Annotated in this window: 23 protein-coding genes; 14 read left to right on the top strand and 9 right to left on the bottom strand. The window is 42.2% G+C overall.

Going from position 1 to position 23,462, the window contains the following annotated elements; all coding sequences use genetic code 11:
- Window positions 1–318 precede the first annotated feature (318 nt).
- The 7 genes from gshA to DXK30_RS09290 all read left to right on the top strand — a co-directional run bounded on the left by gshA (window position 319) and on the right by DXK30_RS09290 (window position 8,139).
- A complete protein-coding gene (gshA, locus tag DXK30_RS09260; protein WP_114701445.1) occupies window positions 319–1,893 on the top strand; it encodes a glutamate--cysteine ligase in 1,575 nt (524 codons plus the stop codon).
- 167 nt (window positions 1,894–2,060) lie between these two features.
- The gene (locus DXK30_RS09265) at window positions 2,061–2,573 is read left to right on the top strand and encodes a disulfide bond formation protein B (protein ID WP_114701446.1); all 513 of its coding nucleotides are present in this window, start codon (window positions 2,061–2,063) and stop codon (window positions 2,571–2,573) included.
- A 432-nt stretch (window positions 2,574–3,005) separates the two neighbouring features.
- Window positions 3,006–3,641 (top strand): copper resistance protein NlpE N-terminal domain-containing protein, encoded by a 636-nt coding sequence (locus DXK30_RS09270; protein ID WP_227670805.1) that lies wholly within the window; start codon window positions 3,006–3,008, stop codon window positions 3,639–3,641.
- Between the two features lie 291 nt (window positions 3,642–3,932).
- A complete protein-coding gene (gene mpl / locus DXK30_RS09275; RefSeq protein ID WP_114701448.1) occupies window positions 3,933–5,414 on the top strand; it encodes a UDP-N-acetylmuramate:L-alanyl-gamma-D-glutamyl-meso-diaminopimelate ligase in 1,482 nt (493 codons plus the stop codon).
- A gap of 359 nt (window positions 5,415–5,773) precedes the next feature.
- Complete coding sequence (locus DXK30_RS09280; RefSeq protein ID WP_101204692.1) at window positions 5,774–6,028, top strand: GlsB/YeaQ/YmgE family stress response membrane protein; 255 nt, start codon at window positions 5,774–5,776, stop codon at window positions 6,026–6,028.
- A 233-nt stretch (window positions 6,029–6,261) separates the two neighbouring features.
- On the top strand, window positions 6,262–6,816 hold the full coding sequence (gene def / locus DXK30_RS09285; protein ID WP_057757649.1) for a peptide deformylase: 555 nt from the start codon (window positions 6,262–6,264) through the stop codon (window positions 6,814–6,816).
- 147 nt (window positions 6,817–6,963) lie between these two features.
- Window positions 6,964–8,139, top strand: a complete 1,176-nt coding sequence (locus DXK30_RS09290; protein WP_114701551.1) for a type III PLP-dependent enzyme — start codon at window positions 6,964–6,966, stop codon at window positions 8,137–8,139.
- 83 nt (window positions 8,140–8,222) lie between these two features.
- On the opposite strand, the gene DXK30_RS09295 is transcribed toward DXK30_RS09290, so the two are convergent.
- The 3 genes from DXK30_RS09295 to dnaJ form a co-directional block, all read right to left on the bottom strand.
- Window positions 8,223–9,143 (bottom strand): hypothetical protein, encoded by a 921-nt coding sequence (locus DXK30_RS09295; RefSeq protein ID WP_227670804.1) that lies wholly within the window; start codon window positions 9,141–9,143, stop codon window positions 8,223–8,225.
- 70 nt (window positions 9,144–9,213) lie between these two features.
- Window positions 9,214–10,044: a 4-hydroxy-tetrahydrodipicolinate reductase gene (gene dapB, locus DXK30_RS09300; RefSeq protein WP_114701449.1), complete on the bottom strand. Its 831-nt coding sequence runs from the start codon at window positions 10,042–10,044 to the stop codon at window positions 9,214–9,216.
- A gap of 172 nt (window positions 10,045–10,216) precedes the next feature.
- Window positions 10,217–11,353, bottom strand: a complete 1,137-nt coding sequence (gene dnaJ / locus DXK30_RS09305; RefSeq protein WP_057757637.1) for a molecular chaperone DnaJ — start codon at window positions 11,351–11,353, stop codon at window positions 10,217–10,219.
- Between the two features lie 255 nt (window positions 11,354–11,608).
- On the opposite strand from dnaJ, the gene DXK30_RS09310 reads away from it, so the two are divergent.
- Window positions 11,609–12,427, top strand: coding sequence for a DUF2939 domain-containing protein (locus tag DXK30_RS09310; RefSeq protein ID WP_227670803.1), 819 nt, complete (start codon window positions 11,609–11,611; stop codon window positions 12,425–12,427).
- 155 nt (window positions 12,428–12,582) lie between these two features.
- On the opposite strand, the gene DXK30_RS09315 is transcribed toward DXK30_RS09310, so the two are convergent.
- Complete coding sequence (locus tag DXK30_RS09315) at window positions 12,583–13,647, bottom strand: disulfide isomerase DsbC N-terminal domain-containing protein (protein ID WP_114701450.1); 1,065 nt, start codon at window positions 13,645–13,647, stop codon at window positions 12,583–12,585.
- A 377-nt stretch (window positions 13,648–14,024) separates the two neighbouring features.
- Window positions 14,025–14,729 carry a pseudouridine synthase gene (locus DXK30_RS09320; protein ID WP_114701553.1) on the bottom strand — a complete coding sequence of 235 codons (705 nt, stop codon included), beginning with the start codon at window positions 14,727–14,729 and terminating at the stop codon, window positions 14,025–14,027.
- A 197-nt stretch (window positions 14,730–14,926) separates the two neighbouring features.
- Here DXK30_RS09320 and DXK30_RS09325 point away from each other — a divergent pair, with 197 nt between their 5' ends.
- The 4 genes from DXK30_RS09325 to DXK30_RS09340 all read left to right on the top strand — a co-directional run bounded on the left by DXK30_RS09325 (window position 14,927) and on the right by DXK30_RS09340 (window position 18,037).
- The gene (locus DXK30_RS09325; RefSeq protein WP_114701451.1) at window positions 14,927–15,529 is read left to right on the top strand and encodes a YigZ family protein; all 603 of its coding nucleotides are present in this window, start codon (window positions 14,927–14,929) and stop codon (window positions 15,527–15,529) included.
- 244 nt (window positions 15,530–15,773) lie between these two features.
- On the top strand, window positions 15,774–16,871 hold the full coding sequence (locus tag DXK30_RS09330) for a YheT family hydrolase (RefSeq protein ID WP_114701452.1): 1,098 nt from the start codon (window positions 15,774–15,776) through the stop codon (window positions 16,869–16,871).
- Window positions 16,872–16,930: 59 nt separating this feature from the next.
- Complete coding sequence (locus DXK30_RS09335; protein WP_114701453.1) at window positions 16,931–17,482, top strand: acyl-CoA thioesterase; 552 nt, start codon at window positions 16,931–16,933, stop codon at window positions 17,480–17,482.
- Window positions 17,483–17,659: 177 nt separating this feature from the next.
- A complete protein-coding gene (locus DXK30_RS09340) occupies window positions 17,660–18,037 on the top strand; it encodes a DsrE family protein (RefSeq protein ID WP_114701454.1) in 378 nt (125 codons plus the stop codon).
- A gap of 82 nt (window positions 18,038–18,119) precedes the next feature.
- Here the strand turns inward: DXK30_RS09340 and DXK30_RS09345 are convergent, their stop codons facing one another.
- Together DXK30_RS09345 and DXK30_RS09350 are read right to left on the bottom strand one after the other, a co-directional pair.
- The gene (locus tag DXK30_RS09345) at window positions 18,120–18,743 is read right to left on the bottom strand and encodes a hypothetical protein (protein WP_114701455.1); all 624 of its coding nucleotides are present in this window, start codon (window positions 18,741–18,743) and stop codon (window positions 18,120–18,122) included.
- A 1-nt stretch (window position 18,744) separates the two neighbouring features.
- On the bottom strand, window positions 18,745–19,803 hold the full coding sequence (locus DXK30_RS09350; protein ID WP_114701456.1) for a DUF262 domain-containing protein: 1,059 nt from the start codon (window positions 19,801–19,803) through the stop codon (window positions 18,745–18,747).
- A gap of 256 nt (window positions 19,804–20,059) precedes the next feature.
- Between DXK30_RS09350 and DXK30_RS09355 the strand changes: the two genes are divergently transcribed.
- Window positions 20,060–21,103, top strand: a complete 1,044-nt coding sequence (locus DXK30_RS09355; protein ID WP_114701457.1) for an NAD(P)H-dependent flavin oxidoreductase — start codon at window positions 20,060–20,062, stop codon at window positions 21,101–21,103.
- A gap of 25 nt (window positions 21,104–21,128) precedes the next feature.
- Here the strand turns inward: DXK30_RS09355 and DXK30_RS09360 are convergent, their stop codons facing one another.
- Complete coding sequence (locus DXK30_RS09360) at window positions 21,129–21,848, bottom strand: aspartate/glutamate racemase family protein (protein ID WP_114701458.1); 720 nt, start codon at window positions 21,846–21,848, stop codon at window positions 21,129–21,131.
- 337 nt (window positions 21,849–22,185) lie between these two features.
- Between DXK30_RS09360 and DXK30_RS09365 the strand changes: the two genes are divergently transcribed.
- Window positions 22,186–22,440: a DUF2798 domain-containing protein gene (locus tag DXK30_RS09365; RefSeq protein ID WP_114701459.1), complete on the top strand. Its 255-nt coding sequence runs from the start codon at window positions 22,186–22,188 to the stop codon at window positions 22,438–22,440.
- Between the two features lie 5 nt (window positions 22,441–22,445).
- On the opposite strand, the gene oppF is transcribed toward DXK30_RS09365, so the two are convergent.
- Window positions 22,446–23,462 carry a murein tripeptide/oligopeptide ABC transporter ATP binding protein OppF gene (gene oppF, locus DXK30_RS09370; RefSeq protein ID WP_227670802.1) on the bottom strand — a complete coding sequence of 339 codons (1,017 nt, stop codon included), beginning with the start codon at window positions 23,460–23,462 and terminating at the stop codon, window positions 22,446–22,448.

Raw genomic sequence — 23,462 nt, forward strand, 5'->3', positions numbered from 1 at the left:
TAATGCGATAGTGTGCGAATACCATGTCAAATGGCTTGTAGGCATAATGAACAAAGCATCTATCTCTCAGGTAGATGCTTTTTTTATCAAACTGTCTGGTCAGAATAACGCTATATTCGAGATGAATTTGTATTAAAAACAGGGTCAAAATCTTCATGAATCGCTTTGCCTAAAGCTTATCGTATTTGTAATTGTCCGTGGTTTTCAACACAGCTTTGAGCTAAACTGACGGAATTATTGACCTAACATTTACCTATTTTATGGACAAACGCTTATCGTGTTTTGATCCGCCATAATAAATAACAATAGATGACTATTATGAGTAATTTTGCGAGTAGCTTTGTTAATTTCAAAATCCCTAATTGGTTTGATAGCCAACACTTAACGGGTATGCTCCGCGGTATTGAAAAAGAGGGCCTGCGCGTAAAGCCTGATGGTTTCTTGGCACAGACCCCGCATCCAGCCAAACTTGGATCAAAACTTACCCATCCTTTTATCACTACCGATTACTCAGAAAGCCTACTTGAGCTCATCACTGAACCAAAGTCCTCACCAAAAGAGACCCTCAATATGCTGCGCCAATTGCACGTATTGGTCTATCAGGGCATACCTGAAGGTGAGCTGATGTGGCCATTATCGATGCCTTGTATGTTGTCTTCTAAAGATGAGGATATCCCACTAGCTGATTACGGTAGCTCTAATACAGGTAAGCTAAAAACCCTATATCGTAGTGGCCTTGGTATCCGCTATGGTCGCCGCATGCAGACGATTGCTGGTTTGCATTACAACTTGTCTTTTGGTGATACGCTATTTGAGACATGGCAAGCCCAAACATCGACTGCACAAAGCCAAACATTGACAGAGTTCAAAAACGAGAAATACCTAGGGTTGATTCGTAACTTTAAACGTCTGACCAGCCTTGTTTTATATTTACTGGGTGCCAGTCCAAGCGTGTGTCCTTGTTTCTTGGCAGGGCGTGAGCACGATTTAGAATTGCTCAATGATTCGACCTATTACAAACCTGCTGCGACTAGCCTGCGTATGGGTAAACTTGGCTATACCAATAGCGTGCAAGAGCAGCTTGATATCCGTTACAACTATCTGCCAGAGTATGTCGATGGTCTACGCCGTGCCATCCAAACACCGCACGAAAGCTTTGCTAAGCTTGGCTTAGAAGACGAAGATGGCAACCCAATCCAAATTAACAATCATATTCTGCAGATAGAAAACGAGTACTACAGCCCTATTCGTCCTAAACAAATCGCAATGAGCGGTGAAACACCAACCGAAGCGCTTGAGCGTCGCGGTATCGCTTATGTCGAGTTCCGCGCTATCGATCTTGACCCATATAGTGACGTAGGTATTCGTCTCTCTAGTGCTTGCTTCTTGGAAGTGATGGCGTTGTATTGTCTGTTCAGTGACTCACCTGATCTACTACCTGAAGAAGAAGACACGCTCGCTATCAATCTTGAGCGTGTGGTCAATGAAGGTCGCCGTGATGATTTGCACATTATCAATAATGGCCAAGAGCAGTCACTCGAAAGCTGGATGCTAACGCATCTAGAGCGTATGCAGCCGCTTGCTGCACTGCTTGATGCTCATTACGGTGGTAACGATTACCGCGCGGCCGTAGCATTGATGCAAGGCAAAGCAGGACACTCTGAGTCGACTATCTCCGCACAAGTGAATTCCGATAGCAAACGCTTAGGCAGCTTATGGCAGCTTGGATTTACGTTGGCTCAGCAGCATCGCGAGTCTTTACTACAGCAGACACTTAGTCCAAATACTCAAGCTAAATATGAAGTATTGGCAGAAAAATCTATCTTACAGCAAGCTGAGATTGAGCAGTCTGAAACAGAAGACTTTGCGGAATTTTTACAGCAGTATCGCTAAGCCTTGATTGCTAGCTTTTAACTGCCAGTTATTGATTGCTGAATTCTGATGACTAGCTATTGATTGCTAAGGTCTGATTGCTAAGTACTGACTGTAAAATTTTGACTGTTTAATCTTGATTGCTACCCTACATCTATTATAGATAAACCCATAAGAGTAACCGCACAATGCGACAGCTAACCACTTACCGTAACCTGCAAGTATTTTTGGTGATAATGGCCATCATAGGCATGAGTTTTGCGCTGTTTTATTTACAGCGTCATCTAGGGCTTTCGCCTTGCCCGCTCTGTATCTTTCAGCGTGTTGGTCTAATCGTCATGGGCGGTTTTGCCCTGATATCAGCTTTGTTTAATCCTAAATCTAAAGTAATAAGGCTACTGCTATGGCTTGGTAGTCTAATAGGTATTGGCTGGGCAACTGCGGTAGCAGCGCGCCATGTATGGCTGCAACATTTACCTGCTGACCAAGTACCTTCTTGTGGACCAGGACTGAACTATTGGCTTGATACCCTCCCTATTCTACAAGTATTCAAGGAAGTTTTTGCAGGATCTGGCGAATGCGCTTCTGTTGATTGGACATTTATAGGATTAAGCATTCCTGAGCAGTCTTTAATTCTATTTAGTGTGCTGCTGATCGTACACGTGTTGATACTATTGCGTATCGTAAAGCCAACTCATTAATATTCTATTGCTCAATTAATTATTAGGTTTTTTTCTTACTTCTGCTTTTAAAACAGACATTGCTATCTTCGATACAATGTCTGTTTTTTTATCTACTATTAATCCGTTCTTACAACCCATATTAGCGATACCACTAAGTATTTCTACCACCCACTCTACCTTTTAGACACATGAGCAACAACAAAAAGTCCACAGAGATATTTTCAAGCCTTTGATATCTTTAGCCAGCTTATTCTATTAACAGATAGCCTTAAGAAATTTATGACTATATAAAGCTGAATGCTTTATATGAAAAATATGTAAGACATTTATCATTTTCAACTTAAGTTATCGCTAAGCGTCTCTTTTTGATTGTCCTTATTTTCGCCAATAATGCTGTGTTGTCGATGTGCAAACCAGCTTTAAAAATTCTTTTTAAAAACTGTTTTTGGTATGACCATGATATATCTTGCTCCTATTTGCTCTACCACGCTTGCTATCGTAAAACGGTGGCGTCCATCGTTACTTGTAGTGCCTTTATGCATGTTACTAGTAGGCTGTGATAGTGCCTCATCTAACACCGAAAAAGACATGGTATCTACGTTCGCTACTACTAACTCTGAATCACAGGGTGCTTCACAACCTTTTCAAGATGACAACGCTGAATCAGCAACTAATGATGAGTCAAGCGAAATGGCAGAAGGACAATCATTGATTGCTGCTGCTCAGTCAAATAAAGATACCTACACAGACAGCTCTATGGAGCCAGCAGGATCAGAAAACAGTATGCTGCAAGCGACGTTGATGGGCGATTATGGCGGCATGGTTTCTTGTACAGCTTGTGACAGTATCGACGTCACATTGAATCTATTTGCTGATGGGTCGGTATCAAAAACAAGCAATTACCATAACCCTGAAAAACCAAGGACACCCTTACTAGAATCCGGTATCTACCGACAAGATAACGATAAGATTACCATTGTCTATGAGGGGAAGAATATCGAGACCTACCACATCCAAGACAATCACTTGATACGTATCGATGAGCACGATAATTTAGATGATGACTATACGTTGTCTCGTAAATGATAAGCGCATCAATGAGAACCAAGGAAATAAAAGCGTCATCGTGCTAACTATTCGTTGACGTATCACTGAATACTAAAACAGCTAAACTTCATTAGCTACATAGCGCCTACTTGTTAGGCGTTTTTTATTGGTCATCGAACAGGGTTTACTTTACAATGATTGCTTGTTTGCCCAGCTGATAGGTTGATCGCTATTTATCAAAGTATTTATCCTTGCTGATAACAGTTAAGCAGCTCACACTTTATTTTATCAGCTCTCTATTCTTTTCATTCAAGCGCGTACGGAACGTCTATGCATATTCATATTCTTGGTATTTGTGGTACTTTTATGGGCTCACTGGCATTACTAGCACGTGCGCTTGGGCATACGGTCACAGGTTCAGATGCTAATGTCTATCCTCCTATGTCCACTCAACTCGAAAATGCTGGCGTCACCATCGAAGAAGGCTACCTGGTAGAGCACTTGCAACCAACGCCAGACTTAGTTGTCGTTGGGAACGCGATGAAGCGCGGCATGGATGTGATTGAGTATATGCTAGATAATGGCTTGCGCTATACCTCAGGTCCGCAGTTCTTATCTGAGCAAGTATTGCAGTCACGCCACGTAATCGCCGTTGCAGGTACGCATGGTAAGACCACAACCACGACTATGCTTGCCTGGATATTACATTATGCTGGTATTGATACAGGGTTTTTGATTGGCGGTGTACCATTAGTTGATACGACTGACGAGCACTTGCAGCAAGTGTTCGCGCACAGCAGCTATTTGGGTGCTGATAAAAGCGATGATGATAAATCTGGTTACTTTGTGATTGAAGCAGATGAGTACGACTCTGCGTTTTTTGATAAGCGTTCGAAGTTCGTTCACTATCGTCCGCGTACTGCTATTTTGAATAACCTTGAGTTTGATCATGCAGATATCTTTGCGGATCTCAATGCAATACAAACTCAGTTCCACCATATGGTGCGTATGATTCCAAGCACTGGGAAAATTATCATGCCAGCCGCGACTATCAGTTTAGAAGATACGCTAGCGAAAGGGGTTTGGACACCTATTTGGCGTACTGCTGTCATCGACTCTACTTTAGCTGATACTAGCGAAAATGCGCGTACTCTAAAAGATAGTAGCGATTGGCAGGCTGAGCTGATTCAAGAAGACGGTAGTAAGTTCAAAGTCAGTTTTGCCGCTGATGAGGATGCCTCTGCCATTGTAAACTGGTCAATGAGCGGCCTCCATAACGTCAACAATGCGTTAGTTGCTGTCGCTGCTGCTTATGATGTTGGCGTCAGTGTTGAGACTGCCTGTGCCGCTTTATCAGATTTCGCTGGTATCAAGCGCCGGATGGAGCTGATCGGTGACGTCAATGATATCTTAGTTTTTGATGATTTTGCCCATCATCCAACGGCTATTACGACCACATTAGATGGTGCCAAAAAGAAGCTGGCTGATAGACGCATTTGGGCCATCATTGAGCCGCGCAGTAACACCATGAAAATGGGTATTCATCAAGACAGCTTGGCTCAATCAGCGGCACTTGCTGACTACACATTGTGGTACGAGCCTACTGGTTTAGAATGGGGCTTAAAAGAGGTCATCGAACAAGCCAAGGCTACTAGCGACGCTATCGGCAACCAACAAGTACTATCAAGCATTGATGCTATCATTGAGCATACGAGCAGTCATGCAAAAGCAGGTGACGCGATTGTAGTTATGTCAAATGGCGGCTTTGAGGGAATTCATCAGCTTTTATTAACCGCATTGCATAACGGCTAATGCTACTAGCTAAGATAAAGAAGCAGCTCTTATAAAGAAACAGCTCTTCTTATTTCCCTATATACAAACGCAGCTCATCTAATAGATGGCTGCGTTTTTTATTTTTAATATTTATATGATTTCATTTATATGAATTAGGCACTACAGGTACCATCTTGATAAGCGCTGTTAGCACCATTGCTACCTTTGTAACCTTTCGTTTACTTATTGTCCTTACTCGATAGCAAATCGGGCTTTTTCCTCACATAGCCCCTACAGTAGTAACATTTTATGCTTACTTTTGCGTTTGAGGAATGTTTACAATAGATTCATCAAAACTTGTAACACATTATAAATATTAATAATATTAGGAGAATAACATGAGCTTTATTTGGATGATTATTGTAGGTTTAGTCGCAGGTTTATTAGCACGTGCTATCAAACCAGGTAACGACCCTATGGGTTGGATTATGACTATCGTATTGGGTATCGTGGGTGCATTGTTAGGTGGTTTCCTAGCTGGCCTAATCGGAATCAATGCTGATGGTGGTTTCACTGGTCTTATTTTCTCAGTAATTGGTGCAATTATCTTACTGTTCTTATATGAAATGATTGTCAACAAACGCCGTGCATAACTAGTTATAAGCCATGCATAGTTTACTCATAAATGATTACTAGCTAATTAAAATACTATATAAACAAAGCCTTGCGTTAAGCAGGGCTTTTTTATGCCATTTATCATCGAAATTTAGTCTTTCTATATACATATAGCATCATGTGACTGCGAAAGTATTGATAAGCATTACTTTTGTCCCCATTTATCTTATAATATCAACCCTATTTTGTCCTTATCATTGAGGTGAGCGTTATGGCACTACTCCCTATCTTAAGTTACCCAGATCCTCGCTTGCGTACTATCGCTAAGCCTGTTAAGGAAGTGACTGCTGAAATCAAAACCTTAATCGCAGACATGATCGAGACGATGTATGATGCTCAAGGCATCGGGCTTGCAGCCAGTCAAGTGGATCATCATATTCAGCTTATCGTTATGGATTTGTCTGAAGATAAAAGCTCTCCTAGAGTTTTTATCAATCCAAAAGTCACGCCACTGGTAGAAGAAAAGCAACCATATGAAGAAGGCTGCTTATCTGTACCTGACGTCTATGACAAAGTCGAACGTCCTAATAAGGTTCGTATCGAAGCGTTAGACGGTAACGGTGAGGTTATTGACGAAGTCGTTGAAGGATTGCTTGCTGTTTGTATCCAACATGAAATGGATCATCTCAATGGCGTAATCTTCGTTGACTACTTGTCTCGTCTTAAGCAGACTCGTGCTCGTGATAAAGTCCGTAAAGTTCTTAAAATACGCGAAAAGCAAGAAGCTCAATCAGCAGAAAAACAGACACAAGCCGTCAATTCTTAAAGCTCTACTCTTTATTCTTATCTTTTTTATTTCGTCTTTATCCTTCACATAGTTACGTCTACAGTGAGTGTTAATATTTAGCATTCACTGTTTGGCGATAATTTTTCTAACCGCTACAGTTTCCACAAAAGGTTTACTACTATGACAATGATCAAAATTGACCAATATTTTGAACCTGCCAGCTGGCAGAAATTCACCAAGGCTGCTGAAGGTCGCGAGACGCCTTTTTTAGTAGTTGACCTTAGTCGTATCGAAACCAAGTACCATGAGATGGTAAGCCTGTTTCCTAATGCAAAACTGCATTATGCAATGAAAGCTAGCCCTGCGGTGGAAGTAATCGACCTATTGGCAAACCTTGGTTCAAACTTTGACTGTGCCTCTATCTATGAGCTTGATCGCGTGCTTGGTTGCGGCGTTGAGCCATCTCGTATCTCGTATGGCAACACCATCAAAAAAGCTGAGCATGTTAAGTATGCCTTTGAGAAAGGCATCGATTTATACGCAACCGACTCAGAAGCAGATCTAAAAAACATTGCTAAACACGCTCCAGGTTCTAAAGTATTTGTTCGTATCTTGGTTCAAGGGTCAGAGACAGCAGAATGGCCATTATCACGTAAGTTTGGTTGCCATCCTAATATGGCAATCGACCTACTGGTTCAAGCACGCGAGTTGGGCTTGGTTCCTTATGGTATCTCATTCCACGTTGGTAGCCAGCAAAAAGACGTCGCTGCATGGGATGATGCATTATCCAAAGTTAAATATATGTTTGACTGGATGAAGAACGAAGAAGGTATCAAGCTGCAAATGATCAATCTGGGCGGCGGCTTCCCGACTAATTACATCAGCGAAGTCAACCCTATCAAAGTCTATGCGGAAGAGATTACCAGCTATCTGACTGACGACTATGATGATAATGAGATGCCGGAGATTATTTTAGAGCCGGGTCGTTCGTTGGTTGGTGGTTCAGGCGTGTTGGTCAGTGACGTGGTACTGATCTCTCGTAAGTCTGATACTGATTTGACTCGTTGGGTATATACCGACGTTGGTCTATTCCAAGGCTTAATCGAGACGCTAGGTGAAGCTATCAAGTACCCTGTCTATACGCCTAAGATGGAAACGTCTACCAGTGAAGGTACTGTGGTGTTGGCAGGTCCAACTTGTGACTCAACTGATATTATGTATGAAGAAGCAGGTTATCAGCTACCCGAAGAGCTTGAGATTGGTGACAAAATCTACTGGCTCACCACTGGTGCTTATACCAACTCTTACTCATCGGTAGAGTTCAATGGCTTCCCACCGCTTGAAGTGGTCTATATTGATTAGTGCTTAATATTGTTCCACAAAAAAGCGCGGCACGGTTAATACCCGTATCGCGCTTTTTTGTGCTTAATAATTTGATTGTTCAACTAGTCAATTCTTAAAGAAATAGGCACGCTATTATTAGTATTACGGCTACTGTTACTAGTGCTACTGCTTGAGTTTTGTGAAACTTGTCCAATCGTCACCCATTGTCCACGTGGTACGATAATCGTACTGTTCAATCTTTGACCTCGAATAGCATTGCTAGCACTGCCAATAGAATTGTCAGTAGAACTTATTTGATTATAAGGTGAATTCGGCTGCACTAACCTTTCTTCCACTTGAGAAAGTTGTACTTCCACCTGTCCATTAGGCAGCAGTCTTGGTGTGACGGCAATGCCTTGTGTCGTTGGCAGTAGTATTTGCTGCTGAATCACAATCTGTGGTTTGAAATTATCGTTAGCTGAACGATGATAATTTGAATAGTTATTAGCATTATAGGTTTGAGTCAGTGAGTAGAGCGTACCTGTGCTGATACTCGCCGCACTGCCAGATAATGTTTGTACTTGATATAGATTATTACCCTGCTGTTGGCTGCTACGCTGACTAATAACGCCTGTACCTTGGATACCACGATTGGTAATAATGACCTGACCCTGCTGAATACTACCTTGCCCGCTACTACTATTGCCAACACGTACAGCGACCGTCAATGCCTGTGGCTGACGGTCAATCTGAGACAATAACTGCTGTACTTCCTGATAATTGCGTGCCGTCGTTTGCAGTACCAATTTATCTTGATACGTAGTCACCGTACCACCGTCAGAACTACTATTTAATTGCTGCCTTACTGCAGGTAACAGACTAGCCCCACCATAAGTATGGATAACATAGGTTTGAGCAGTACCAGCTTGTACGGTAATTGGTAGAACCGATAGACTCAGTGCAACGGCTGATAGGCTTGCAAGGTTGATGGTACAAACAGCACCAATCAGTCTATGACTAACATAACGTTCGATACTATTCATACCCGCTCCCTTGCTGCTATTAGGTCATCGAGCCATCAGACACAATGCTATAGTCAATCATCAATAGTCGTTAGTCACTTAATCCAAGTACATCTTGCATGTTGTACTGACCTACTTCCTGCTCAACGACCCACGTTGCGGCACGTACGGCACCAGCGGCAAATGTCATGCGGGCGCGCGCACGATGGGTAATTTCGACCACTTCGCCATCTGCGATAAACATCACAGTATGATCACCTACGATTTCGCCGCCGCGTACTGCATGAATACCGATTGTCCCCGATTCGCGCTCGCCAGTTTGTCCTTCGCGGCCATAGATAGCAACGTCTTTTAGGTTCTGTCCGCGCGCTTCCGCGACGGCTTCGGCCATCATATACGCCGTACCAGAAGGCGCATCGATTTTGTGCTTATGATGGGCTTCGATGATTTCTACATCAGCATCATTACCAAACGCTTTGGCAGCCATACCGAGTAGCTTCAATGATAAATTAACGCCTGTCGAATAGTTACCCGCATATACGATGGTGATTTTCTCACTTGCTTTTGCCAGTACTTGTTCTTGCTGTTCATTGAACCCTGTCGTACCGATCACCATAGCGACATTATGCTCAGCACAAACTTGCATGTTTTTTTCAGTGGCGTCAGGCAAGCTAAAATCAATCAGCACATCGATATCATCAATCACAGCGGCTAAATCATCAACGATTTGCACATTTAAATGGCCGATAGCAGCAACTTCGCCTGCATCAGCACCGACTAGGCTAGAGCCTTGACGCTCAATTGCTGCTTTTAATGTAGTTTGCGGATTGTTCTTTACTGCCTCGATAAGCATACGACCCATACGGCCGCCTGCACCGATTACCCCAATATTGATAGATTTATTATTTACTTGTTCGCTCATGTTTTTACCTTAGATGTTTTATATTTGGTGAAACTATTTTTGACCATATTTATCGTAAGTTTAGCAAATATCATCACATGAATGGCTTTTTATACCATCAATAAAAAGCCCAAAGGTTTCATGTGAAACCTTTGGGCTTAGTTTAATATTCACTACTTAGCTAGACTGTTTCTTAATCAAATAAATCGCCGATTTTTTTGAAGAATGACTTCTTATGTGGCGACTGTTGATGCTTGCTATCGTCATCCAAAGTGTCTTGGAATTGGCGTAGCAAGTCTTTTTGCTCACGAGTCAGATTCACTGGCGTTTCGATAACCACACGGCAAATCAAATCACCTTTCATGGTAGTACGCACTGGCGTTACGCCTTTGCCGCGTACACGCAGTAACTTACCGCTTTGCGTACCTTCTGCCACTTTGATTTTTACTTTACCATCTAAGGTTGGGATTTCTACTTCTTTACCCAGTGCTGCATCAGTAATACTTACAGGCACATCCATATATAGGTCAGCGCCTTGACGGGTAAAGACATTATGCTGTTTGACGCGCACTTCGACATATAGATCGCCGTTTTGTACACCAGCGCCGCCCGCTTCACCTTCGCCAGCTAGACGAACGCGATCCCCATCATCGACGCCTGCAGGGATAGAGACTTCTAAGGTGCGTGATTTGTCTTTTACGCCGTTACCATGACAGTCTGAACAAGGGTTTTTGATCTGTTTACCAGTACCGCCGCAATGAGGACAAGCTTGCTGTACCGCAAAGAAACCTTGCTGCATACGTACTTGACCTTGGCCATGACAAGTCTGACAGGTAACCACATCGGACGCATTTTTTGCCCCTTTACCATCACAGGTATCACAAGGCGCAGGAGCCGTGAAACTGATCTCTTTTTTGCAGCCACGTACGGCTTCTTCTAATGTCAGCTCAATCACATAACGCAAGTCAGAGCCGCGACGCGAACGCCCACCACCGCCGCCACGCTGCTGACCGAAGATATCACCGAAGTTACCAAAGATATCGCCAAAGATATCTTGGAAGTTACCGCCACCTGCGCCGCCGAAGCCGCCGCCACCCATACCGTTTTCAAAGGCTGCATGGCCCATACGGTCGTAGGCCGAACGTTTCTCTTCGTCACTCAATACTTCATAAGCCATTGAAGCTTCTTTGAATTTGTCTTCCGAATCAGGATCATCAGAGTTGCGATCTGGATGGTATTTCATGGCAAGCTTACGGTAGGCTCGCTTAATTTCTTTGCTGTCAGCGGTTTTGCTGACACCTAATATTTCATAAAAATCGCGCTTACTCATGCTCTCTCCTATCGTCTTTACAGCTGCACCGGTTTGTCAAATCATCAGCTCAATTGATAATTGTCTTAATCTTATTCGTGACTCTTAGCTATCGGATATGTATAACGTTTCACATGAAACATCAAAACTCACCATGCTATAGAACCATAATGCTTAGACTTAACCAACAAATACGGTGAAGGCTGCTTAGCCAAATCAATTATAAAAAGTTTGCGCTATTTATGGAGATGGTCTGCTGATTTATCAAGCTCTTAAATGATGAAATTAGCAGTTGGCATCGCTGCGGCAAAAGCCAAACGATTCATTAAGGTTACTGCAAAGCTTTTCGTACCTGAGCAGTGCCCAGTCGTGCTAATATTTACCGCCACATCTACGGTCATTTATACTCATAGTGATGACGATTGCGACAAGGTATCAAGTCTTATGAAAAAGCTGGTTATTCTATTAATCATCTTTGCGGTAGCAGTGTATGCAGGCTCGCCTTATTACAGTGCTTATCAGCTCAAAAACGCTTATGACGATAAAGACGGTGCCACTATCGCAGCGGCTATTGATTATGAGCAAGTGCGACCAAGCGTTCAAAACCAGCTAACCAGCCAATTTGCGACGACAATGACTAAGTATCCATTAATTTCTGAATTGGGCGGTGAGCCGTTGACCGAAGCCGCGAATGGTTTTATCGCGCAGGCAGTTGAAGGGGCCGTCACTCCGCAGAATATCGAAAAGGTAATTAATACCCAAGGTCAAGCCAATACAGCAACCAAAGAGCTAGCTGCAGCATGGGCCATCGCTAGCGATCAAGTCGATTTGAAGAACCTAATTCAGAGCTTAATCATTCAGCGCGGTGATGTCGATGCCGTGGTCAAAAGCCAAATGCAGCAAGTCATGAAAAAACAAGCGGCAGAACTTGAGCAGCAAGTCGCCCAAGGCAATGACAGTGAAAAGCCAACGCTTAGCTACTGCGGTATCAATTGTTTTAATATTAGTGGTCAGGTAAAAGGCTATCCTCTCACTATCGAGATGCAGCGTGAAGGGCTTATCAATTGGAAAATCGTTGATATCGTCTTACCATAGAACATTCAAAAAGCTTTTGAGATGTAAAAATGTCTGAATAGAACCAAAAAAAGCCGCCTTATGAACTGATTCATAAGGCGGCTTTTTATGACTGGGCTTAACCGTCTAATATCTTAAAATTTTGAACTGCTGAAGCACTTAACCCTACCAATTAATTATTCAACACCTAAGAACTCTAGAAATTCTGGACTCTCAAAACTCGCCTGATATAGCACGCCATCTTCACGATAGATTGCAGGCGTCGCCATTACCGCGAGTCCAGCTGCTTTGTCACGATTGGGTGTCACATGGTCAACCGTACAACTTGCTAATGCAGGTGTCATTTCACCCTGTAGCATCGCCTTATCAAATGCCTGTCGACGACTGTCTTCATCCGCTTGGCACCAGATACCACGCATCTGCTTCGGTGACGCCTCATATATCGGATAGCCGATGACATTGACCGTCACGCCTTTTGCATTGAGCGATGGCACTTGCTGATGCAGTCGGCGGCAATAAGGACAATTCACATCATCAGCCACATAGATAACGGCTCTCTCAGTAGTGGTCGCTGGATAAGTAATCAGTTGGCTTTTATCCAATGACGCAAACACAGACTGATTTTTACGTTTTTCAAAGTTCTCATCGAGGCCGATAAATTGACCATTTTCGATGACTGATATTTCACCATCGGTAATATACTGCGCATCGTCCGATAGTAAAAACGGCACGCCTTCTAGCGTTGCACTCCAGATGACACCCGGTACTGCGGTATAAAAGAAGGGTGTTTTAGCACTCATGTTCTTAAGCGCAGCCATATTTGCTAGCATGTCAGACTTGACACTCGTACTGACAGGTTCGCCTACCTGCGCACTCGTGCTACGCAATGGTGTTTTAGTGACAACTTGCTTACTTGGATTTTTCTGTAGCTCACCTTGTATGACGTAACGACCATCTTCGGTGATGTGCAGCGGCAGTTGTCCAGCCAAATTCACTTGATACATATTGGGCAGTTTGGATGGCACAATAGAAGTAATCTGTGTTTTGATGCCTGCTTGGATCAATATTTGACGCAATCGCTTATCGACAGTCGCACTCACTACTTGAGCTGCTTGTGAACTTGTAGTGCTTTGCGTTACGTTATTACTGTTGGCATCCGCTGAACTTGGCTGAGCACAAGCAGTGGTTGCTAATAATATAATGCTGATCAGACTAGCGGACTTTAATACAGGTAATGTCACAGAGAAATTCCTATCTGGTTTTTAATAATGACGATTTTCGATATTAAGACCAATTCCAAAGCTATTACTAACTGAAAGGTAGCAATACATTTTCTGATTAGTCAGATTTTTAGAGTTGGTTTAAGGGTTGTCTGTCATAAAAATATAGATAAAAAAGACTGTAGCATATGGGATAGTTTTGCAAAGCACTAAATGGCTAAAGTCGCAAAACTGCTACTTAGCTTTAAGAGATAGGCAACACAGCCAGATAATAGACATAAATACAATATAGCAGACCGCAAAAAGCAGCACACTAAGTAGCGGCTGCTAATGGGTTTAAAACGATAATTTCAAGACAAGTATTAATGCCAAAGCTTAATAATTTCAGTGCTCATTTACTAAAACTTGGCAACTTCTTCTGGCGTTAAGAAACGGCTGTCGCCTTTTTCTAGGCCTTCTAGATTGATGTGACCGATACTGGCGCGGTGCAGCTCAGTTACCCGATTACCGAAGTAACCCATCATACGTTTGACCTGATGGTATTTGCCCTGCTCTAATGTTAGGCGTGCATGTTTTTCATCAATGAACTCAAGAACAGCAGGCTTGGTTGGCTCATAATCCCCTTCAAGCAAGATGCCTTCCGCCACTTTCTTCACGGCTTTTTCTTGTGCATCACTATCCATTGCATCTGCCAATGTCAGCTCGTACACCTTAGCATGCTCGTGCTTAGGACTGGTGACACGGTGCAGCCAGCCGCCATCATCACTCATCAGCAATGCGCCAGTGGTATCGACATCGAGACGCCCAGCGATACGCAAGCTACCCAATTCTGGTACAGCAATCAGTTCAGTGACGATTGGATACTCTTTAACTTTTAGCGTGCACTCAAAGCCTTCAGGCTTATACAACAAGATATAGCGATTGCCAGCAGCAACCGACAATGGCTCGCCTGCCCACATTACATCATCATTGATCACATCGACATGTAGGCCAGGATCTTTAACCACTTGATCATTTACGGTAATCTCGCCGGCGTGCATGATCTTTTTTGACTCTTTACGCGACAGCTCGGTGGCTTTACTAATGAATTTATCTAAACGCATACTATTTACTACCATCGGTTTTATTATACCAGCCCTAAATCAGAAACTAACGACACCAGCACTCAGCCGTGAGCGGCTCGTTATCTTCGATGGTTAGAAATGGTACTATAATGAAAAATTAAATGAACACTGTGCTCAATACAAAAGCCAGTGAAAATCAGACCAGTTTAACATATCCAACCTAAGCCTGATGAAATATGAGCTATCAAACGCTAAAACGTGCCGTTACCACGCGACTCGAAATTAAAAAATCTGAGTTTATCGCTTACGCCTATCCGGTGACCTCTCGCGAGCAAGCAATGTTTCACGTGGAACAGCTACGTGAGCAGTACCCTGATGCACGCCATTTCTGCTGGGCATATATCGTTGGTGACCCTGACAATACCACCAGTGCAGGGTTCGATGATGATGGCGAGCCAAGCGGTACGGCAGGCAGGCCAATATTAAATGTCCTACAACACAAGTCCATCGGCAACGTGATTATCATCGTGGTGCGGTACTTCGGTGGTATCAAACTAGGTGCTGGCGGTCTTACTCGTGCTTATGCAGGCTCTGCCCAAGCAGCAGTCGATGAGATGATATTGAGTCCTTATGTACCGATGACCCAGATTGAAATACTGGCAGAATTTGCGACTGAAACACAATGCCGCTATATGATAGAGAGCCTTGGCGGTCATATCGACGATGTCGCCTATAGCAAACAAGTCACTTTGACTGCCACCCTCGCTGAAGCAGATGTCGAAAATTTAAAAGCGCGACTAGCAATGGATGGTCGAGTATTAGATAAGCCAGAAGACTAAAATCTAACTAACTCATTTCATCGGCCGTTTTAGATAGTTTTCTTTTCAATATACTTATTTGTTAGCCTTTTTCAGTAACTGTTTCTCAGTAAATGATTTTGAGCCAATAATGTTCAGCAGCTGCTTTTCAGTAATCATGCGTTCACTGAAAATCATTGGTTTTCATAGGTACTGGCGTTATGATAAAAAAACCTTATCACGCTACTCTATTCGTTTTTCCACGACTATTAAATAAGACCAATATATGTCAACTTCAACCAAACCTTTTTCTCCAGCACCTTTTAAGCCACCATTTTGGCTGACCAATCCACATCTGCAAAGCATCCTGCCCAAGTTTTTTGCGCCAAAGTCACCGACCTACCGCCGCGTGGTCGAAAAAGACTCATTGGACGAGAGTGATATTGCTTATGATTTCTATGATGCGTACCCTATAGAAGCATCAAAAGATGGTGAGCTTGAGCAAACGCCATTGATTGTCCTCTTCCACGGTATGGAAGGCAGTAGTGACAGTCATTACGCGCGCGCACTAGCGTACCAAATGCACGCGCAAGGCTGGCACTTTGTGGTGGCGCATTTCCGTAGTTGCGGCGGTATTCCTGCTAGTGGCACAGTATTTTATAATGCCGGCGATACGGACGAGGTGCATCATGCGCTACAGAATTTGCGTGAGCAGTATGCCAATATCTATGCGGTTGGTGTCTCTCTAGGTGGTAACGCACTGGCCAAATACATGGGCGAATATGAGGACAAAGTCCTTTGTAAAGGTGCAGTGGTTATCTCCGCGCCAGTCGATATGTCCTCAGCTGCCATTACTATGCACAGCTTTTTGAGTCATCGTATCTATACGCCTTATCTGCTTAACCCAATTATCAAAAAAGCATTGGCAAACGATCTTACTCAAGATGAAATCAACTCTATCAAAGCTGCCAATCGTATCAGTGATTTCGATGATATCTTTACTGCGCCGCGTCACGGATATCGCTCCAAAAACGACTATTACCATACCGCATCCGCCATGCCGTATTTGCGCAACGTCACTCACCCTCTGCTATTAATCAGTGCAAAAGACGATCCTTTTATCGGCTTCACTGCTACGCCAAATGATGTCTCTGAGAGTGTCACTATCTTAGATACTGACCACGGTGGGCACATCGGTTATTTGCGTTATCGCTCAGACAACGGTCAGTCCAAAAACAAATCGTCTGTCACCGATGATAAAAAGTCCAAGACTTCAAAATTCGATATCAACTGGATACCTGAAACTGTCAGCGCTTATTTTAATTGGATTGGTGTGGCTTCTACTAGCGAACCTTCTCAAGATGTGGTCTCTGACAATAAATAATCACTGTCATCAATGACAAAATAATAACGCCAACGTTTATAACCTGTTGAGAGTGTTTTATGTACCCATTTATACGTTATGCTAGCACCATCGCTCATGCTGCTCTAAAAGCAAAAAAGGGCGATACACTGGCATTTAAAGATACCAGTGAGATTCAGTTTCGCTGCCGCTTATCCGATATAGATAATTTTTTGGAGATGAATAACGGCCGCGTATTTACGCTTTATGATTTGGGTCGTATGGACTTTGCAGTACGGACTGGGCTTGGCAAGCAGTTGTTAAAACAACGCTGGGGCTTGGTCATCGCTGGCAGCACTATCCAATACCGTAAGCGTATTCGCGCCTTTCAAAAAGTCACGCTCAAAACCAAAATCGTCGGTATCGACGCGCGCTGGCTATATATTGAGCAATCTATGTGGGTCAAAGGACAGCCCTGCTCATCTGGTCTACTGCGTACCGGTGTTACTAAGGGTGGTAGAGTGATCGACACGGCACAAGTACTGGCTGCGTTGGGTCAATCTGATTGGGATCTACCGCCAACGGGTTACGTGGCTGAGTGGATCAAAAGTGATGCTGATCGTCCGTGGCCGCCCGTCGATACAGCTGACTAACTTAACTTTATAAGCTAAAAATCCATTACTTTTAGCTTATTTAACAGATAGTACAAGCAAGCAATCTTATAGCTACTATTTCATAACAACTCATTATATAAATACATATAATAAATGTTAGGATAGTAGTGAGTACCTACTCAGACAAAACAAATATAGTCTTATAAGGAGAATAATATGGCTAATACAACAGATTATGTCGGTACGTTATTTGATAATAGCGAATCAAACCCAAGCAAAATTACTTTAGCGTTTACCATGGCAGGCGTGGCACTGAAAAAAGGTCATTCTGCTACTGTCATACTCATGGTGGATGCCGTACATCTGGCAAAACCAAACGCGCTAGACAATGTAGATATTGGTGATCCGTTTGAGCCAGCTGATGAGTTACTAGAAGCCTTTATTGAAAAGGGTGGTCAAGTATTGGTCTGCGGTGCTTGTATGAAACACAACGGTGTAGAAGAGTCAGATATCGACAAGCGCTTTGAAGTGATTAGCGGTGATGATGTGGTTGAGCTACTGATGAATGCGAAAGGGTCATTGCAGTTGAATTAAAAAGCAAGGTTATAAAAATGGGTCAGTTTTCTCAGCTATCTTTTGATGGCTTGAAAGCTGACCTTTTTTCTAAAATACATATTTAACCATTAGCTATGATTTCTGCTGAATAATCTAGTTTGAACAAGTAACTATTTAATATACTATCACTCTGTTGAGATACGGGATCAATTGAAAAAAGTAGTTTATAAGCTGTGAAGTTGGTGCAATTATTGTTCAGTAGTCGGCTACTTAAACCATCTAACTTTGAAGAAGTAGAACTAGATAAATGAGCAGCTGAATTTCTAATACTTTTCAAGTCTAACAATTCTGTTTTAATTTCCCTAAGCTGAGAGAAAAAAACGTAGCCTTCATGAAAATATAGTTTGCTTAACCTTAACGTTATTTCTGGATTAGCCCAATCCACGTAGTTTTGTGTCCCAGTCAAGAGCTTATGAGCATGGCTCTCGTCGACTGGATGTGCCCATCTAGCGGGTCTATTATTATTAATTGAAGGCAAACCCATCAGATAATCTACAAAACATTTTTCTAAAAAAGACTCCCAAGCGATAAATATTTTCAGGAAGGCAGATTCACTAATAAATTCTCTCAGGCCATTTTCTATTATGTACTGACCATCTGAATCTTGTTGATGTGCAAATGATATAAATCCTCTACACTCTGTAACTGTATCTCTGTATTTTGTTAGATTGTTTTGTAAGGTCATATTATATACTGTTTAATAGATTTACTATGAATTCAGTTCTTCTCAATCTTACTGTAGTATCAGTAGTCGCTCTTCTACTATCATTCAGAAACTGAATTTCATCTTTATTTAAGATAGTTATATCTTCAATATTAAATATAACGTCTACTCTTTCCAAAACATTTCTAATTTTAGGATAATCTTTTTCTGGAATTTTCTTATGTGTCAACTCAATATTTTTAATTCCATAAAGCATATGATATATAGCGGTGAAAAGCGTGTAAAACAGGTGTATTCTTTTAAACTCTGTAGACTTTAAGTCATCATCGAATACATTAGAAATCACAGATATTGTATGATCAAAACAACTTTCCAAAATATTTTCTTCATAGGGAAAGTTATTTTCATATTTTGCATAGTATGATTTTATCTGCTTTTTGGTTTGTATTCCTTCACACATAGCAATAATTAAATCAGAAACTAAAGTTACATCTCCCATTCTTAATACATTTTGTGAGTTTATTATGTTGTTTTTTAACCAAAAGTCATTGTACTTATGAGAAATATTATCAGCTAAAACCTTGAAAGGTCCAAAGTTATTAGCATTTATTTTTTCCTGCTCATTCAAAGTAACAGAGTAAGAATTAAGTCTACTAAAAATATCTAGTATCTCTGAATCAGGCAAATTTACCAGTAAGTCTGCAGATATTTCATAGTTTAAAATCAACGCTTGTATTTCAGAGTTCACACTATCTAACTGACTGAAATAGTAACCTCCAAATTCTTGATTATGCCGTTTATTTATCACAAATCCATCATTCAAGAATGAGATTATTGTTCTCAGTCTTTGTTGTCCGTCAACTATTTCTCTAATAGACTGTCTTGAGGAAACATTTATAGATTGTCTAATAAATACTTTAGGTATAGGTTTTCCTCTAACGATAGTATCAATCAAATAAGATTTTGCATTATCGGTCCAAACTGAACGCCTCTGAAATTTAGGAGACAATATAAGCTGACCTTTATCATGCCACTCTAGGAAGTCATTTATACTATATGTCCTGCTATCAAAATTTTTCATTGTATTTGTTATCAACTTTTATTAGAAAAAAACTCTAACATAATAGTAGCATTTTAGCGTACCTATTAATTAATTTTTAAACCTTCACTTTATAATTTAATGGCTAAATAATATTGCTTAATTCAGACTCCACTACAAACTCATGGCCAGAACCCACCTCTCCTATTTCTTAACTAAATAAACACTATCTCACATAATATTTACTCAGCTCTGTTAAAGTAAGTCATGCCACTATCCTAATAAAAAGGAGCCACTCATGAGCTTACTTAATACCCTAAACTTAACCTACCCGATCATCCAAGCGCCAATGGCAGGAGCAACCACACCTGAACTGGCAGCGACGGTAAGTAACTTTGGTGGACTGGGCTCATTAGGATCTGGTATGACTGCGCCAAATGTTTTGACCAGCCAAATTAATACCATTAAATCGCTCACCAACCGACCGTTTATGATCAATCTCATGGTATTGTCTGAGCAAGAATCCACGACCTTTGATACCGAAATTCCCGCTTGGCTGAGTGAGTACTACCAAGAAAATAATATTGAATTTACACTACCTGAACGCCCAGCGCAGAGCTTCGCAGAGCAGCTACAAGCGCTCTATGACAATCCCGTTCCTGTTGCCAGTTTTACCTTTGGCATTATCAGTGCTGATCAAGTTCAGCGTCTGCAAAGTCTCGGCACGCGCGTCATCGGCACCGCAAATCATCCACTAGAAGCGAAAGCATGGGCAGATATTGGCGCAGATGCGGTATGTGTACAAGGGGTCGAAGCGGGTGGACATCGCGGTGGTTGGTTACCACAAAGTGAAAGCGATCCATTGGGATTATTGACTTTGATTGGCCAGACCCGCGCCTGTACTGATATTCCTTTGATTGCAGCAGGCGGCATTATGACGGGACAGGATATCAAGGCAGTACAAGCGGCAGGTGCTGAGCTTGCACAAATGGGGACGGCGTTTTTGACCACTGACCAATGCGGTATCAATGATACTTATAAACAAGCCTTACTCGATGCCAGTCACAGCAGACGCAGCTCAGAAACGCGCTTAACTCGATTATTCTCAGGTAAGCTCGCTCGTGGTTTATCAAACGATTATCTACGTGATTTTGCTCAATTTGAAAGCGCTGATGAGCTACCGCCCTACCCACAATTAAATGCCATGTCCAAATCTATGCGAGCTCATGCATCTAAGAATATGGATGCAGAACATCAATCCTTATGGGCAGGACAAGGGGTAAATTTGGTCAAACAAGAAAGCACGCTTGAACTGCTTAAGCGACTGATCAAAAAGCTATAGGCTTAAATATTTTTATCAGTTCGCACTACTCTAACAAAAAATCTACCGCTGCAGCTGCATGAATAGCTGTGGTATCAAATACAGGTATGGGGCTATCAGCCTGTTTGATAAGTAAACCAATCTCTGTGCAGCCCAAGATCACACCCTCTGCCCCTTTCGCTGCCAAATCTTTAATCGCTTGACGATAATACTCTCGTGAGCTGTCTTTAAATTCACCGACACACAGCTCTTTTTTGATAATGCGATGCACTTCTGCTCGCGCCTCATCTTCTGGTATCAATACTTGTAAACCCGCATCAATAAGACGCTGCTTATAAAAATCTTGAGTCATCGTAAACTGAGTACCAAGTAAGGCTATTTTGGTGAGATTTTGTTTTTTGATAGCATCAGTAGTCGCATCAGCGATATGAGTCAACGGCAAGTCTGTGGCGGAGCGCACGTCATCAACCAGTTTGTGCATCGTGTTAGAAGCAATCATGATTCCTTGTACGCCAGCTGCTTGTAGACGCTGAGCACTGTTAGCCATTATTACACCTAGCTCGTCCCATCTGCCTTGCTCCTGTAACGTATTAATCAACGCAAAATCCACACTATGAATCAATAAATCTGCTGAATGTAATCCGCCAAGCTGATGCTTGACACCTTCATTAATCAGACGATAATAGCTCTCGGTACTCTCCCAGCTCATACCTCCGATGATTCCTAATGTTTTTTGTTGAGACCCTCGTTGCTCTTGAACTGCCATACTATACTCCTAGTTGTTTTTGGTCTTAGTTATAGTAAGTTATCGTAGCAAAATCGACTGTTGAGAACGCGCTATTTTTAGAGATATTCGTTTTAGAAATGATCTCTGCAAAAAGCTTTAAAATGCTGATTTAAAGACAATAATCATATTAATAATATATCGCAAACCCTACCATTAATAATAACGATTTTACCCGGTCGGTATCACGGAGTATGATGAACACTGGTAGTTACTACCCTCTCTATTATGACCACTCACTACCTGATTACTATATTTACACCGTATGCCCGCATCATAGGCTGGGCATAGCTAACACTATTTAGGACAATCGAATACTATGGCCAACTTCCCCACTATCAGAATACGTACACGCCGCAAATATTATCGCCTTATCTTTACAGGTCTGATGGCAATGATGATGTCACTCATTATTTCGTCAGCGCTATTACTAGTGAAAGTAGGATACGTCGATGGCTTCTTTATGGAGCTGATGCATTCTTGGGGACTGGCCTTTGTTTTTGCTTGGCCAAGTGCGTACATCTGTGCCTATCTAGTACAAGAGCACGTACTGAGTAGAATAGAGTTTTATTAAGCGTGCTAAACCTTATTCTTCAAACAAGCAACTCTATGGTCCAAATTACCTTCTAACACAGGTTTGATTTGGGCACATTCGTTATCCGCTATTGGACATCGAGTACGAAATACACATCCTGACGGTGGGTTGATCGGGCTTGGTAAGTCACCCTCTAGTAACTGAATGACCTTGTTACGTTCAGCGATAGGATCAGGTAATGGCACCGCTGACATCAGTGCTTGGGTATAAGGGTGGGTCGGATTTCCGTACACAGCTTTGTTTATACCTAGCTCGACGGCATGTCCTAAATACATAACAAGCACTCTATCCGCGATATGTTTAATCACTGATAGATCATGGGCGATAAAGATAAGTGCCAATCCCATCTCTTGCTGTATGTCTTGCAATAAGTTAATGACCTGCGCTTGAATCGAGACATCCAGAGCGGATACTGGCTCATCACAGATGATGATTTTAGGCTTTAGTATCAATGCACGCGCAATACCAATGCGCTGACACTGACCGCCAGAAAACTCATGTGGATAGCGGTTAATCTGATTAGACAACAGCCCAACCTTTTTCATCATTGTACGCACTTCATCTTGTACGTCAGATTTTTTCATTTCTGGATAGTAGGTACGCAGCGGTTCTGCGATGATATCGCCTACCGTCATGCGTGGGTTAAGCGACGCTAGCGGATCTTGGAATATCATTTGAATGTCTTTACGCTTCATTCTCATGGTTTTTTTGGAAGCGCCTACTATCTCTTCGTCACCAAACTTTATGCTGCCAGCATTGGCTCTCACTAAGCCGATAATCGTTCTCGCTAACGTTGACTTACCGCAGCCCGACTCACCTACGACGCCTAAAGTCTCGCCAGCGAATAGCTCAAACGAGACACCATTGACCGCTTTTAAAGTATCAGGCTTTTGCCAAAAGTACGTCCCTTTTTGTTTAATATTAAACGTCGTATGCACATCTTGCACTTGTAGTAATGGGGCCTGGCTATTTTTAACCATGTCTACATTGGGTAACGTCAT

The sequence above is a fragment of the Psychrobacter proteolyticus genome, from assembly GCF_003350005.1.
GTDB classification, from domain to species: Bacteria; Pseudomonadota; Gammaproteobacteria; order Pseudomonadales; family Moraxellaceae; genus Psychrobacter; species Psychrobacter proteolyticus.

Excerpts from the sequence above, each read along its gene's own strand:
- gshA (WP_114701445.1), top strand. The coding sequence starts at position 319 with ATGAGTAATTTTGCGAGTAGCTTTGTTAATTTCAAAATCCCTAATTGG.
- DXK30_RS09265 (WP_114701446.1), top strand. The coding sequence starts at position 2,061 with ATGCGACAGCTAACCACTTACCGTAACCTGCAAGTATTTTTGGTGATA.
- DXK30_RS09270 (WP_227670805.1), top strand. The coding sequence starts at position 3,006 with ATGACCATGATATATCTTGCTCCTATTTGCTCTACCACGCTTGCTATC.
- mpl (WP_114701448.1), top strand. The coding sequence starts at position 3,933 with ATGCATATTCATATTCTTGGTATTTGTGGTACTTTTATGGGCTCACTG.
- DXK30_RS09280 (WP_101204692.1), top strand. The coding sequence starts at position 5,774 with ATGAGCTTTATTTGGATGATTATTGTAGGTTTAGTCGCAGGTTTATTA.
- def (WP_057757649.1), top strand. The coding sequence starts at position 6,262 with ATGGCACTACTCCCTATCTTAAGTTACCCAGATCCTCGCTTGCGTACT.
- DXK30_RS09290 (WP_114701551.1), top strand. The coding sequence starts at position 6,964 with ATGATCAAAATTGACCAATATTTTGAACCTGCCAGCTGGCAGAAATTC.
- DXK30_RS09295 (WP_227670804.1), bottom strand. The coding sequence starts at position 9,143 with ATGAATAGTATCGAACGTTATGTTAGTCATAGACTGATTGGTGCTGTT.
- dapB (WP_114701449.1), bottom strand. The coding sequence starts at position 10,044 with ATGAGCGAACAAGTAAATAATAAATCTATCAATATTGGGGTAATCGGT.
- dnaJ (WP_057757637.1), bottom strand. The coding sequence starts at position 11,353 with ATGAGTAAGCGCGATTTTTATGAAATATTAGGTGTCAGCAAAACCGCT.
- DXK30_RS09310 (WP_227670803.1), top strand. The coding sequence starts at position 11,609 with ATGATGAAATTAGCAGTTGGCATCGCTGCGGCAAAAGCCAAACGATTC.
- DXK30_RS09320 (WP_114701553.1), bottom strand. The coding sequence starts at position 14,729 with ATGCGTTTAGATAAATTCATTAGTAAAGCCACCGAGCTGTCGCGTAAA.
- DXK30_RS09325 (WP_114701451.1), top strand. The coding sequence starts at position 14,927 with ATGAGCTATCAAACGCTAAAACGTGCCGTTACCACGCGACTCGAAATT.
- DXK30_RS09330 (WP_114701452.1), top strand. The coding sequence starts at position 15,774 with ATGTCAACTTCAACCAAACCTTTTTCTCCAGCACCTTTTAAGCCACCA.
- DXK30_RS09335 (WP_114701453.1), top strand. The coding sequence starts at position 16,931 with ATGTACCCATTTATACGTTATGCTAGCACCATCGCTCATGCTGCTCTA.
- DXK30_RS09340 (WP_114701454.1), top strand. The coding sequence starts at position 17,660 with ATGGCTAATACAACAGATTATGTCGGTACGTTATTTGATAATAGCGAA.
- DXK30_RS09345 (WP_114701455.1), bottom strand. The coding sequence starts at position 18,743 with ATGACCTTACAAAACAATCTAACAAAATACAGAGATACAGTTACAGAG.
- DXK30_RS09350 (WP_114701456.1), bottom strand. The coding sequence starts at position 19,803 with ATGAAAAATTTTGATAGCAGGACATATAGTATAAATGACTTCCTAGAG.
- DXK30_RS09355 (WP_114701457.1), top strand. The coding sequence starts at position 20,060 with ATGAGCTTACTTAATACCCTAAACTTAACCTACCCGATCATCCAAGCG.
- DXK30_RS09360 (WP_114701458.1), bottom strand. The coding sequence starts at position 21,848 with ATGGCAGTTCAAGAGCAACGAGGGTCTCAACAAAAAACATTAGGAATC.
- DXK30_RS09365 (WP_114701459.1), top strand. The coding sequence starts at position 22,186 with ATGGCCAACTTCCCCACTATCAGAATACGTACACGCCGCAAATATTAT.
- oppF (WP_227670802.1), bottom strand. The coding sequence starts at position 23,462 with ATGACGTTACCCAATGTAGACATGGTTAAAAATAGCCAGGCCCCATTA.